Origin of the sequence: Pseudomonas sp. P8_229 (assembly GCF_034008635.1) — a bacterium.
Classification (GTDB): domain Bacteria; phylum Pseudomonadota; class Gammaproteobacteria; order Pseudomonadales; family Pseudomonadaceae; genus Aquipseudomonas.
On the sequence record NZ_CP125378.1, the window covers coordinates 5914579 to 5927046 of the forward strand.

The following is a 12468-nucleotide window of genomic DNA, read 5'->3' on the forward strand; positions in this document are numbered from 1 at the left end:
GCGACCGAATGATACACGGGGCAAAAAATTGGTTGGTTGCGGCCAACCAAAGGAGCTCTTGAAAAACGCTTACTTGCTGGCGACCGTTTCTGGCTGCCAGCCACCACCCAAGGCCTTGTAGATCGCGACGATGCCGCGATACAGATCGACTTCGGCCTGGGCCTGGCTGTCTTCGGCGTTCAGGCGTTCGCGCTGAGCGTCGAGCAGCACGAGGAAGTCAGTGGTGCCTTCGCGGTAGCGGATTTCCGCCAGATCGGCAGCCTTGCGGCTCGATTCACTCTGACGGATCAGCGAGATCAGACGTTGCTGACGCTTGCCGTAATCACTGAAGGCGTTTTCCGATTCTTCCAGGGCCAGCAACACTTGTTGCTCGTAGGTCGCCAGTGCGCCTTCGGCATCGGCATCGGCGCCGCGCAAACGGGCACGCACGCTGCCAAGATCGAACGCCGCCCAAGTGATGCTCGGGCCGAGTGCCCAGGCGTTGGCCGCCGAGGAACCGATCTGCGAACCACGCCCGGCCGTCCAGCCGAGGAAACCGCTGAGGCTGACCCGAGGGAACAGGTCGGCCTTGGCCACGCCGATCCGCGCGGTGGCCGACGCCAGTTTGCGTTCGGCGCTGAGGATGTCCGGACGCCGTTGCAGCAGTTCGCCCGGATCACCGATCGGCAAGGCCTTGGCAATCGCCGGCAAGTCTTTCGGGCTCAGATCGACGGTGAGTTTGTCCGCACGCTCACCCAGCAGGGTGGCGATACGGTTCTTCTGCCGAACCTGTTCGGCCTGCAGTTGCGGGACGCTGGCTTCAACCGAGGCCAGACGCGCATCGGCACGTTCGACGTCGAGTTGATCGCCGACGCCAGCGTCACGCAGGCTGATGGTGATCTTGCGCGACTCCTGCTGGTTTTCCAGGTTGGCCACCGCGATCTTCTCGCGCAGTTGCGCGCCACGCAGTTGACCGTAGGCGTCCACCAGTTCGGCAATCATGGTGACTTGCAGTTGGTACAGGTCGGCTTCGGCCGCTTGCTGGTCGGCGTCGCTGGCTTCCAGGTTGCGTTGGATGCGGCCAAACAGATCGATTTCCCAGGCCATGTCCAGCCCCAGGTCATAGCGTTCGCTGTTGACCCGTTTGGTGGTCTGGCCAGGGATTTGTCCCTTGGCCAGATCACTGCTGGCGCGGCTGGTGATGGTTGGCATCGCATCGTTGCTGACGTCGTCGCGGATCGCCCGGGCGGCTTTCCAGCGAGCGAACGCCACGCGCAGTTGCCGGTTGCCTTGCAGCGATTGGGTCACCAACTGGTTCAGGGTCGGATCGTCGAATTGCTGCCACCAGATGCCTTCGAATTTCGAACGGTCGAAGTTCTTTTGCCCGGCAGCGCCGTCGGTGGCGGTCGTGATATTGGCCGCCTCCGTGGCTGGGGTCTTGTAGTCAGGGCCGACGGCGCAGGCGCTCAGCGCCAGCACCAGCAGACTCGGCAGGAAGACTTTCAGACTCATTGTTGCGCCTCCAGTGGCTGTTGAAGATTGTGCGCTTTGGCCGCTTTGCGGGCTTCGCCGCGTTCGACAAAATTACGAATCAGCACATAGAACACTGGCGTCAGCAACAGACCGAAGAAGGTCACCCCGAGCATCCCGGAGAACACCGCTACACCCATGGCGTGACGCATCTCGGCACCGGCACCGCTGGAGAACACCAGTGGCACCACACCCATGATGAACGCGAAGGAGGTCATCAGGATCGGCCGCAGACGCAGACGGCAAGCTTCCAGTACCGCAGCCAGCGGATCGAGGCCTTCCAGCTGTTTATCCTTGGCGAATTCGACGATCAGAATCGCGTTCTTGCAGGCCAGGCCCACCAGTACGATCAAGCCGATCTGGGTGAAGATGTTGTTGTCGCCGCCGGAGATGATCACCCCGGTGATCGCCGACAGCAGGGTCATCGGTACGATCAGGATCACCGCCAGTGGCAGGCTCCAGCTTTCGTATTGTGCGGCGAGCACCAGGAACGCCAGCAGTACGCAGAGCGGGAACACGAACAGCGCAGTGTTGCCGGACAGAATCTGCTGGTAGGTCAGGTCGGTCCACTCGTAGGTCATGCCGTTCGGAAGTTCATCCTTGAGCAGTTTCTCGATGGCTTTTTCGGCCTGGCCGGAGCTGTAGCCGGGAGCCGCAGCACCGTTGATTTCAGCGGTGATGAAGCCGTTGTAGTGCATCACGCGATCCGGACCCGAGGTGTCGCTGACCTTGATGAAGGTCGCCAGCGGGATCATTTCGCCCTTGTTGTTGCGCACTTTCAGCTGGCCGATCTGGTCGGATTCGAGGCGGAACTGTTGCTCAGCCTGAACGTTGACCTGATAGGTGCGCCCGAAGCGGTTGAAGTCGTTGGCATACAGCGAACCCAGGTAGATCTGCAGGGTGTCGAAGATATCGCTGACGGCCACGCCGTGGGTCTTGGCTTTCTCGCGATCGATGGCGGCATCGACCTGTGGCACGTTTACCGTGTAGCTGGTGAACAGACCCGCGAGCTCAGGAACGCTGTGGCTCTTGGTGATGATGTTCATCGTCTCTTTATACAGCTCGTCGTAGCCCAGGTTGCCCCGGTCTTCGATTTGCAGGCGGAAACCACCAATGGTGCCCAGACCTTGTACCGGCGGAGGCGGGAAGATCGCCATGTACGCTTCCTGAATGTTCGCGTACTGGCCGTTCAGGGCCCCGGCGATTGCACCGGCGGACATGCTCGGGTCTTTACGTTCGTCGAACGGTTTCAGGGTGACGAACACGATGCCGGCGTTCGGGCTGTTGGTGAAGCCGTTGATCGACAGGCCCGGGAACGCTACGGCGCTTTCCACGCCTGGCTGTTTCAGCGCCAGGTCGGACATGCGCTTGATCACGTCTTCGGTGCGATCCAGGCTCGCGGCGTCCGGCAGTTGCGCGAAGGCCACCAGGTATTGCTTGTCCTGGCCCGGTACGAAACCGGTCGGGGTGCTGGAGAAACCGAAGAACGTCAGCACCATCAGGCCTGCATACAGGAACAGGGCAATGCCGCTGCCACGGATAACACGGCGCACAGTACCGACATAGCCGTGGCTGGCCTTGTCAAAGAAACGGTTGAACGGACGGAACAGCCAGCCGCCAAAGATCTTGTCCAGCACTTTGGAGAAGCGGTCTTTCGGCGCGTCGTGGCTCTTGAGCAGTACGGCGGCCAGCGCTGGCGACAGGGTCAGCGAGTTGAACGCAGAGATCACGGTCGAGATGGCGATGGTCAGTGCGAACTGTTTGTAGAACTGCCCGGTGAGGCCGGAAATGAACGCCGCCGGTACGAACACCGCACACAGCACCAGGGCCGTCGCGATGATCGGGCCGGTCACTTCACGCATCGCTCGCTTGGTTGCTTCGACCGGGTTCAAGCCCAGCTCGATGTTCCGCTCGACGTTCTCCACCACCACGATGGCGTCGTCCACCACAATACCGATCGCCAGTACCAGGCCGAACAGCGACAGCGCGTTGAGCGAGAAGCCGAACAGGTGCATCACTGCAAACGTACCGATCAACGATACCGGCACCGCCACCAACGGAATGATCGAGGCACGCCAGGTCTGCAGGAACAGGATCACCACCAGCACCACGAGGATCAGCGCTTCGAAGAGGGTGTGAACCACCGCCTCGATCGAGCCGCGCACGAAAATCGTCGGGTCATAGACGATGCTGTAGTCCATGCCTTGCGGGAAGCCTTTCTTCAGCTCTTCCATCTTGCCGCGAACTTCGTTCGAGATCTGGATGGCGTTGGAACCTGGACGCTGGAAGATCGGGATCGCTACCGCCGGCTGATTGTTCAGCAACGAACGCAGGGCGTACTGGCTGGAACCCAGTTCGACGCGAGCGATGTCCTTGAGACGAGTGATTTCACCGTTGTCGCCTGCGCGAATGATGATGTTCTCGAATTCTTCTTCAGAGACCAGACGGCCCTGCGTGTTGACCGACAGCTGGAAGCTCTGGGCATTCGGGGCAGGGGGCGCTCCGAGCTGACCGGCAGCGACCTGACGGTTCTGCTCACGAATCGCCGTCACCACATCGGTGGCAGTCAGGTTGCGCGAAGCGGTCTTGTTCGGATCGAGCCAGACCCGCAACGAGTAGTCGCCCATACCGAACAGCTGCACGTCACCGACACCACCCAGACGCGCCAGCTCATCCTTGATGTTGAGGATCGCGTAGTTGGACAGGTAGAGCATGTCGTAGCGTTTGTCCGGCGAGGTCAAGTGCACAACCATGGTCAGGTCGGGCGAAGCCTTGTCGACGGTGATACCGATGCGCGTCACTTCTTCTGGAAGTTTCGGCTCGGTACGGGTCACCCGGTTCTGCACCTGTACCTGCGCGTTGTCCAGGTCAGTGCCCAGAGCGAAGGTGATGGTCAGGGTGATCTTGCCGTCAGCGGTGGACTGCGAGGACATGTACAGCATGTTCTCGACGCCGGTGATGGCCTGCTCCAGTGGAGCGGCCACGGTTTCACCGATGACTTTTGGGTTGGCGCCCGGGAAGTTCGCACGTACCACCACGGTCGGTGGCACGACTTCCGGGTATTCGCTGATCGGTAGCTGGAACAGCGAGATCGCACCGGCGATCAGGATCAACAGCGAAAGTACCGCTGCGAAGATCGGCCGTGAAATGAAGAATTGGGAAAAATTCATCGGAGTTGTCGTCCCTTAACCGCGTGGGGTCGTAGCAGCCAGCTTCACAACCGCACCGGACGCGCCTTTGGCAGGGGCGACTTTGGGCAGGTTGCTGGCTTCCAGCGCTTGACGTTGTTGAGCGAGTGCCGCGATGGTTTGTTCGCTGGCCATCGGGATCACTTCAGGAGTCACCGGCGAACCTGGACGTACCCGCTGCAGGCCCTTGACGATGATCGTGTCGTCCTTGTTCAGACCGGTACGGACGATGCGCAGGCCTTCGATCTTCGGCCCCAGTTCGACGGCGCGGTAGACGGTCTTGTTGTCCGCATCCATCACCAGCACGAACTTCTTGCCCAGATCGGTACCGACCGCTTCGTCGTTGATGAGCATGGCGTTGTAAGTGCCGCTGCCGACCAGTTTCAGTCGTGCGTACAGACCCGGGGTGTAGGTGCCATCGCTGTTGTCGAACACGGCGCGACCACGGATGGTGCCGGTTTTCGGGTTGACCTGGTTGTCGACGAAGTTCATCTGACCCAGGTGCGGGTTGCCGTCTTCGTTGGACAGGCCCATGTACACCGGGGTAGTGGCGCCACGCTGACCGTTACGGGCGAGCTGGGTGTATTTGAGGAATACGCGCTCGTCAGCATCGAAGTAGGCGTAAACCTTGTCGGTAGAAACCACGCTGGTCAGCGGCGTGGTGTCGGCGGTCACCAGGTTGCCGGCGGTGATCTCGGCACGGCTGACGCGACCGCTGATCGGCGCGGTGACGCGGGTGAAGCTCAGGTTCAGCTTGGCCAGATCCAGTTGCGCTTGCAGGGCACCGACGGCGGCGCGGGCTTCCTGTGCAGCGCTGGTGCGCGAGTCGGCCAGTTCGGCAGAGATGGCGTTGCTGGCTCGCAGGCGTTCACCGCGTCCGGCTTCGTTTTCACTGCGAGTGGCGTTGGCACGAGACTGGGCGACCAGCGCTTCGAGGCGGCGCACCTCAGCCTGGAATGGGCGTGGATCGATCTGGAACAGCAGGTCACCTTTCTTGACCAGCGCGCCTTCGGTGAAAGCCACCTCGTCGATCTGGCCGGAGACCCGTGGACGGATTTCAACGGTTTCCGGTGCTTCGAGGCGCCCGGTGAATTCGTCCCACTCGTTGACCGGTTGTTCCAGCACCTTGGCCACGCTGACTTTGGCAGCGGGCATGGTGGCGGCAGTCTCCGGAGTCTTGCCGCAAGCGCTCATCACCAGTACGGCCAACATGGCCAAGGGGAAGCGCAAATGTTTGAGTGACTGTTCCATGGAATCATCCGCCAATGTATTGAAGATGGGCGGATGATGCTCGGCGGGCTGTGATGGCACGAATCGAATGAAGCAAAGGTAACTATCATTCGGAATGATATAAGAACGATTCGAGCCCTCTAGCATGCACCTTTCGTTAGGGGGCTATCAATCTGTTTGATGACAAATTTGTGTTGCGTGGCGAGTAAAAGCGCCGCGGGTTTATCACAAGCAGGTCGCACAAACAAAGAGACGGCCATGAAGGCCGTCTCGATCAACAGTTGCAGGCTGACTCAGTTGTCACCTTTACGGTTCGGCCCGAAGCGGTTTGGGCCTGGCTGGCTGTCTTGCACCAGAAACACCAGGTTGACGATTGGCAGCAGCAGCCACCAGCCGCTGCGGTCGGTGTCGTGCATGCGGCGCGCGCCGACGGCAATGCTCGGCAGGAACATTGCCAGGTTGTAGAGGTTGGCCAGGATGCCCTTGGTATTGAGCATCGCGTCGAGGACACCCATGACAATGCAGATACCCAGGTTGATCAGCGCGAACATCCAGTACTCGCGGCGAGTGGCACGACCCTGGAACACGGCGTAATTCTTCAGCGCTTCCATGTAAGGGTTGCCCGTGGTGATGGCGGGGCCGCTTGCATAGGACGGTTGAGTTGCCTGAGGTGCACCGCACTGTGGGCATGCCACGGCCAGACTACTAATTTCCTTGGCGCAACCGCGGCAGAAAACCATGCTCATATTTTTTCCCTAAAATTATTCAATCGATAGACAGGACAAAACGAACGCGGCAAGGCCTGACAAAATAATGCCGGCAATCGCGAGGTTTCTTCCTGGGTGTTTTTGGTTGATACAGACGATGCCGCAAGTGAGGCCCGCAAGGCTGAGGATGCCCACACCGACAATCGCCTCTCTGTCCCATTCGGAATCATCAAACAGGGTGAGTGCGCTGAGAATCCCGAGGATCAGCGAAACGATGGCCAGCCAGGGTATTTCGGCTCGCGTTTGCGGCACGCAGGCCTGTTGGACAGCCCCGCATTGGGGGCAGGTGAGCGCCGTTTCGTGTAGCTCCTTGGCGCAAGCACGACAATAGACCATTGCCATCGTTTTCCTTAACTGAGTGCGAATGCCCGACCCTCCATCGGTCGAGGCGGCGGTAAGTTAAACTGTATTACCGGATTTGTCATTAGCACTTTGCCATCATGATGGCGTGGATTTGCCGATACAGTTTTGCTGAGGGCTGTCCGGATCGTCAGGAAACATCCGAATCCGCCACGCTACTACTTCTTCGGCATGGTCGAGCGCTTTACCGAAGTGACAGGTCGTGAGTGGGGTAGGCATCGGCGTGCTGGCCGACGCGTGACTGATTCTTCGGCTGTTGTTGTGAAGCACCCCTGCAACCGCTTAACGTTGCGCCAGCGCAGAGCGTCACAAGACACCCACAGATGGACACAGATCGAGTGCGCGCGATCATCGAAGAGTAAAACGACGTTTAAATGAGTGATTCTACGGCGACAAACAACGGCAACTGGTACGCGGTAATTGCACTGGCTCTGGCTGCGTTTGTGTTCAATACCACCGAATTTGTACCTGTGGGTCTGCTGAGTTCGATCGGCAGCAGCTTCGACATGTCGACCGCGCAGGTCGGCCTGATGCTGACCATTTATGCGTGGGTGGTGTCGCTGACGTCATTGCCGATCATGCTGCTGACGCGAAATGTCGAGCGGCGGAAATTGCTGATTGTGCTGTTCGGGATGTTTATCGCCAGTCACATCCTGTCGAGTCTGGCGACCAGTTTCGGGATGCTGCTGGTGAGCCGGATTGGTGTGGCGTTGTCGCACGCGTTGTTCTGGTCGATCACCGCGTCTCTGGCCGTGCGCCTGGCGCCACCGGGCAAACAGGTTCAGGCCCTGGGCTTACTGGCAACCGGTACTTCGCTGGCGATGGTGCTGGGCATTCCCCTTGGCCGCTTGCTGGGCGAGGCCATGGGCTGGCGCACCACGTTCATCGTGATTGCCGGCTTTGCTGCGGCGCTGGTGTTCTGTCTGGCGAAGGTGCTGCCGCTGCTGCCCAGCCAGAACTCGGGTTCGCTCAAGAGCCTGCCCATATTGCTGAAGCGACCTGCACTGGTGGCCGTCTATGTTCTGACGGCGCTGGTCGTGACGGCACAGTTCACCGCCTACAGCTACATCGAACCGTTCGTTCTGACCGTGGCCAACATGAGCGGTGATGTGGTGACGCTGGTGCTGTTGTTATTCGGCGGCGCCGGCATTTTCGGCTCGCTGCTGTTCAGCTACCTGCACAGCTATAACCCACAGCGCTTTCTGATCATCTGCGTGTCAGTGCTCGCCTTGTGCCTGGCTTTGCTATTGCCTTTGAGCGGCAACGGTTCGTACCTCGGCGTGCTGAGTGTGTTCTGGGGCATGGCGATCATGGGCTTCGGGCTGGCGCTGCAGTCGAAAGTCCTGGTGCTGGCGCCGGATGCCACTGATGTAGCGATGGCGCTGTTTTCAGGGATCTACAACATCGGCATCGGCGGCGGGGCACTGGTGGGAAGCTGGGTGGGCAGTCAGTTCGGCTTTGCTTACATCGGAGTGGTTGGCGGAACGTTGGCGGCAGTGGCGCTGTCGTTTTACTGCTTGTCGATGTATCGCTACAGCCGGCCTGGGGCTTGAGTTTGAGGGCTAGCGTTCGCCGACAGGTGCATTTGCATTCGAACGCCAGCTTTGTCTGGTTCTTTCACTGCGTGCTTAATGCGCAGGCAGTTCAAGACTGTCCGGATCCCCGAAGAACATTTTCACTTGGCTCTAGCGCAGTATTTTCAGGTCGGAAAAACTAAAATATGCCCCCAGTTTTGCCCCCGTAGCGTGGGATCTGCGGGCGATCGAGATTGGCGATCTCTGAGGCGGAGTAGGGTGGTCGTCGATGGCTTTCAGTGTAGCTCCTCATCGGATCTGGCGGGAGGGGGGCTCATCAAGGACCAGCTAATCCGCTCTCGGTCGAGAACAGCAACTCCGATCGGCTGTGTTCGACCTAATATTTGCATCCCTGTAATTGGTTTACTGGGCTTGGAGGTGTCTACGAAACCAAGAGCGATTCAGTTAGCTCCGGAAATGGTCATGGCACAAACAAGGCTCCTTGCTCCTCGTGTGCCGACCTTTTACAACATTTCAAGGTTAACGTCGTATGAATCAAATTGATTTTAAGAAATATAACGTTGGCGCGATTATTCGGCCATCTGACAATCGCGAAGCGCTTAAGCAACAGATCGGATTTTTGGTCAAGGTTGTGGATGCATTGGGTATCAAATTCTCTGATTGTGAGAATGATCCTTTGCGTCTTGCAAAAGACTATGTAAATGGCAAGATCCCAATTGAAGCCTGTAAGGCCGAGGCTTCGGTTTGGTGGGCGAAAATCGATGAGAAAGGCGCAATACGTGACTTTCAAGATAAGGAGGTATTACTGGCGCGGCTAGCTATCTGCCTGCTGTCAAATGATGAAGATGATGTTTCTGTAATGGGAGATAATCTTTCATGGTTTTTTGAGGTGCTGGGATTCTTGAAAGTGGATATGACGATGCCAATGAGAATGATGATTGAGTATTTTGATTTTAAATAAAATTTAAGATCGCCAAGAACTGAGCGTGCAATGAAGCTGGGAAGCGGAGTTCATTGCTGAAGCGAAAGGAGAGAGAAGGGTAGTGGTGCCAATTGGCCATAATCGAGACTTCGCTTCAAAGACTGTCTGGAACGTTTCGAGATCTTTCGTACGTCTCTCAGGGAAGATACTAGACCACGGATGTTCCTGGCAGCTTGCAGCGCATGAGCGCTGCCGGATTTCAGCCATGATTGGACACACCTTCTTTAAAAGGCAAGCTAGTGTGATACGCCATTGCGCTTTAAGCTGCGCGCCCTTAGATGCAAGTGTGGCTGAAATACAAACTGGTTTCATTGCTGGCCTTACCACTGCTAAGTGCTTGCTCATCACTACAAGCAACTTTGAGCTGGGAGCTAATACGGCTAGAACTAAGAGCGACGCTGGCTTCACTAAGAGCTTAGCTACGCGATCAATAAGGGTGGAATACTAGATACAGATCCCACCTAATCCGAAAAGTCAGGCCGTCATTGCCCGGTTGGTGGCAACAATTTGCTCGTGAGTAAACTGACTACCGGGAGTCATAAACTTGGCAATGAGTGCGTCGCGGTTTTGAGGCGCCCGTGACTTGTCTGCCGCATTCAATGCCAATTTGAGTTCCGGCAAGGTCAGCTCAGTGCAGTAAGCAGGTGTACCTGGTTGCTGGCGCCATGAGTCTTCAAGGGGGCCTGAGGCGAGCGCGATAAAGCCCGTATCCTCAACAAGATCCTGCGCGATTGTTTCAGCTCTGGTATCTCCCCCAGCTACGGGTATGGCTATGCGCGATGAAGAACCGGCTGGTTGACCTTTATCGGCAAGGGTCGCAGCCAGTAAGGCGTTCCATGCCTTAACAACTGGGTGACCAATCTGTTCGCTTACCCAAACGCTCTCAGGCTTGCCGTCGTCAACTTCTTTGATTGCCCCGTCGCGTCCCGGATAATAATTGGACGTGTCAATGACGACGGTTGTCTCCGGCACATTGCTCAAGGTCTGTTTGAGATCAGGGTAGCTTGCGAAGGGGATCGAGAGGATAACGACGTCTACCTCAGACACCGCCTCTTCCTTAGTAACCGCATTTACGCCGATTTCATTGGCAAGATTCTGAATGCTCTGCGGGCCCTTCGAGTTTGCCAGTTTAACTTCGTGACCGCCCGCCGCGAGTTTACGGGCAAGGGTAGCCCCAATGTTACCTGCGCCGATAATTCCGATTTTCATTTAAATAACTCCTCGCATGTAAGCAAGATTAAAGTAATTGCGTGAATGACTGCTGCTGGCTCGCCTTGGCGTTCAGTTGCCAAACAGTTGTTTTGAAAACGCTGACCATGTGTGAGAGATTGAAAATCCACCAAATCGCGTTAGACTTTTAATAGTCCGCGCTTCATATGTCTCTGTATTTTGATAAAGCTTCGTCGAAGTGCTGTTATGACGACTACTTCATCCATATATCAACTTCGAAAGCTGAACAATGTAGTCGCGGCTTGGATTTGTTCCAATTGTGCCAAACCTTTCTTTATACACCGCGAAGAAAAGATCTTGACGCTTTCGAGCGCGCGCCAGATCCGCGTCTGTCAGTGCCTGCGGAAGGGACTCAAGCGTTACTTCAGTGCAATAGCAAGGAGTGCCACACTGTTGTCTCCAGGATTCTGCTAACGAGCCAGCATGGTAGGCATCGAATCCGGAATCCTCGACCAGTGACATCGTCACGACACGGTCGTGATCACGATCCGCAGCGATAGGGACGGCAATGCGATCCGGGTCGCCAGCAGGCCTACCCGCTTCGTTTAATGACGCGGAGTAAATCGTGTTCCAAGCTTTTGCGAGTGGACGGCCAATTTGTTCGGATGCCCAGACACTGTCAGGCTGGCCATTCTCGATGGCTTCCAATCGCTCGTCGCGCGCCGGTATATAGTTGGATGTGTCGATGATTACGCTTTCTTCAGGAAGCTCGGCAACAAGCGTTTTAAGATCCGGAATGCGGATAAAAGGGATCGAAAGAATCACGACGTCGGCGCCAACCAAAGCTTCTTCTTTCGTGACCGCCAGCGCGCCCGTGGAAAGCACGTCAGCATTAACAGTATTTGGCCCACGGGAGTTAGCGACCCTTACTGTATGGCCGGCAGCGCTGAGCAGTTTTGCCAGTGTTCCCCCGATAAATCCGCTACCAATAATTCCGATGTTCATAGAGATTCCTCATCTTTGGAGCTTAGGTGTGCATGACATGTGGATCTGCGCGGGGAGCTTCTCGGCAAGGCTTTCCCTTCGCTAACTCTTCTACAAGCGCATCGCGGCTCTGTGCGCTTGTGTCTAATCTGCAACTGCCAACCCGCTACTAAAGCTCTGCCGTTGCTAGCCGCTTCTAAGGCAGGTACTAAGTGGTAGCCGGTCGCGCCAGACCCTCAAGTGTGCACCGAAGCTCCTCAAGATCTTCTGACGTGAGCTGGCACGCAGTTCTGATCTTGTCGGTGATGCTGCGAAGCTCATCCTCCATGGCACGGCTAGGCTCTGTGAGATCAATAAGCACTCGGCGTTCATCGGAGGAGTCGCGTGTGCGTGTAATCACTCCAGCAGCTTCAAGCCTCTTCAGTAGCGGCGTAAGCGTGCCGGTCTCCATGTCGAGGCGATCACATAAATCGCTCACAGAAAGAGGCGACCCGTTCAAAAGCTCGAGCGTGACCAGGTACTGCGAGAAGGTGAGGCCAAGCGGTTCGAGAAACGGTTTGTGTAATCGAACCATCCGGTTCGCAGCTGCGTTGAGCGCGAAGGAGAGTTCTGTGGCTACGCTGCGTGCTGCCGAATTCATATATATCGTCTACTATTGTGTAGTGTGCTACATAAATTATGCGTAGACCCGCCGTGTGTCAACAGCTTCCGAGGCTGGTGGCTTTTTTTTAGATGAAGTACCA

10 protein-coding genes are annotated in these 12468 nt (G+C 57.1%); 2 read left to right on the plus strand and 8 right to left on the minus strand.

Annotation, left to right across the window (positions count from 1 at the left end):
- Nucleotides 1-69 precede the first annotated feature (69 nt).
- From QMK55_RS26665 to QMK55_RS26685, 5 genes are all read right to left on the minus strand, one after another.
- Nucleotides 70-1491 carry an efflux transporter outer membrane subunit gene (locus QMK55_RS26665; RefSeq protein WP_102356162.1) on the minus strand — a complete coding sequence of 474 codons (1422 nt, stop codon included), beginning with the start codon at nt 1489-1491 and terminating at the stop codon, nt 70-72.
- Complete coding sequence (locus QMK55_RS26670) at nt 1488-4679, minus strand: efflux RND transporter permease subunit (RefSeq protein ID WP_102356163.1); 3192 nt, start codon at nt 4677-4679, stop codon at nt 1488-1490. Before QMK55_RS26670 ends, QMK55_RS26665 begins: the two co-directional genes overlap by 4 nt.
- Nucleotides 4680-4694: 15 nt before the next feature.
- The gene (mexE, locus tag QMK55_RS26675) at nt 4695-5948 is read right to left on the minus strand and encodes a multidrug efflux RND transporter periplasmic adaptor subunit MexE (RefSeq protein WP_102356164.1); all 1254 of its coding nucleotides are present in this window, start codon (nt 5946-5948) and stop codon (nt 4695-4697) included.
- Between the two features lie 272 nt (nt 5949-6220).
- Nucleotides 6221-6673 carry a DUF805 domain-containing protein gene (locus tag QMK55_RS26680; RefSeq protein ID WP_102356165.1) on the minus strand — a complete coding sequence of 151 codons (453 nt, stop codon included), beginning with the start codon at nt 6671-6673 and terminating at the stop codon, nt 6221-6223.
- Between the two features lie 15 nt (nt 6674-6688).
- Nucleotides 6689-7036 carry a hypothetical protein gene (locus tag QMK55_RS26685; protein ID WP_102356166.1) on the minus strand — a complete coding sequence of 116 codons (348 nt, stop codon included), beginning with the start codon at nt 7034-7036 and terminating at the stop codon, nt 6689-6691.
- Between the two features lie 392 nt (nt 7037-7428).
- Between QMK55_RS26685 and QMK55_RS26690 the strand changes: the two genes are divergently transcribed.
- Nucleotides 7429-8607, plus strand: coding sequence for a sugar transporter (locus QMK55_RS26690; protein ID WP_320328144.1), 1179 nt, complete (start codon nt 7429-7431; stop codon nt 8605-8607).
- Between the two features lie 511 nt (nt 8608-9118).
- The gene (locus QMK55_RS26695; protein ID WP_320328145.1) at nt 9119-9550 is read left to right on the plus strand and encodes a hypothetical protein; all 432 of its coding nucleotides are present in this window, start codon (nt 9119-9121) and stop codon (nt 9548-9550) included.
- Between the two features lie 495 nt (nt 9551-10045).
- On the opposite strand, the gene QMK55_RS26700 is transcribed toward QMK55_RS26695, so the two are convergent.
- From QMK55_RS26700 to QMK55_RS26710, 3 genes are all read right to left on the minus strand, one after another.
- Nucleotides 10046-10780: an NADPH-dependent F420 reductase gene (locus QMK55_RS26700; RefSeq protein ID WP_016985334.1), complete on the minus strand. Its 735-nt coding sequence runs from the start codon at nt 10778-10780 to the stop codon at nt 10046-10048.
- Between the two features lie 219 nt (nt 10781-10999).
- Nucleotides 11000-11746 carry an NADPH-dependent F420 reductase gene (locus tag QMK55_RS26705; RefSeq protein WP_122687202.1) on the minus strand — a complete coding sequence of 249 codons (747 nt, stop codon included), beginning with the start codon at nt 11744-11746 and terminating at the stop codon, nt 11000-11002.
- A 187-nt stretch (nt 11747-11933) separates the two neighbouring features.
- Complete coding sequence (locus QMK55_RS26710; protein ID WP_320328146.1) at nt 11934-12365, minus strand: MarR family winged helix-turn-helix transcriptional regulator; 432 nt, start codon at nt 12363-12365, stop codon at nt 11934-11936.
- Nucleotides 12366-12468 lie beyond the last annotated feature (103 nt).

What these genes read in the sequence shown, in the direction of transcription:
- QMK55_RS26685 (WP_102356166.1), bottom strand. Translation starts at nt 7,036, where the DNA reads ATGGCAATGGTCTATTGTCGTGCTTGCGCCAAGGAGCTACACGAAACG.
- mexE (WP_102356164.1), bottom strand. Translation starts at nt 5,948, where the DNA reads ATGGAACAGTCACTCAAACATTTGCGCTTCCCCTTGGCCATGTTGGCC.
- QMK55_RS26665 (WP_102356162.1), bottom strand. Translation starts at nt 1,491, where the DNA reads ATGAGTCTGAAAGTCTTCCTGCCGAGTCTGCTGGTGCTGGCGCTGAGC.
- QMK55_RS26705 (WP_122687202.1), bottom strand. Translation starts at nt 11,746, where the DNA reads ATGAACATCGGAATTATTGGTAGCGGATTTATCGGGGGAACACTGGCA.
- QMK55_RS26670 (WP_102356163.1), bottom strand. Translation starts at nt 4,679, where the DNA reads ATGAATTTTTCCCAATTCTTCATTTCACGGCCGATCTTCGCAGCGGTA.
- QMK55_RS26710 (WP_320328146.1), bottom strand. Translation starts at nt 12,365, where the DNA reads ATGAATTCGGCAGCACGCAGCGTAGCCACAGAACTCTCCTTCGCGCTC.
- QMK55_RS26695 (WP_320328145.1), top strand. Translation starts at nt 9,119, where the DNA reads ATGAATCAAATTGATTTTAAGAAATATAACGTTGGCGCGATTATTCGG.
- QMK55_RS26700 (WP_016985334.1), bottom strand. Translation starts at nt 10,780, where the DNA reads ATGAAAATCGGAATTATCGGCGCAGGTAACATTGGGGCTACCCTTGCC.
- QMK55_RS26690 (WP_320328144.1), top strand. Translation starts at nt 7,429, where the DNA reads ATGAGTGATTCTACGGCGACAAACAACGGCAACTGGTACGCGGTAATT.
- QMK55_RS26680 (WP_102356165.1), bottom strand. Translation starts at nt 6,673, where the DNA reads ATGAGCATGGTTTTCTGCCGCGGTTGCGCCAAGGAAATTAGTAGTCTG.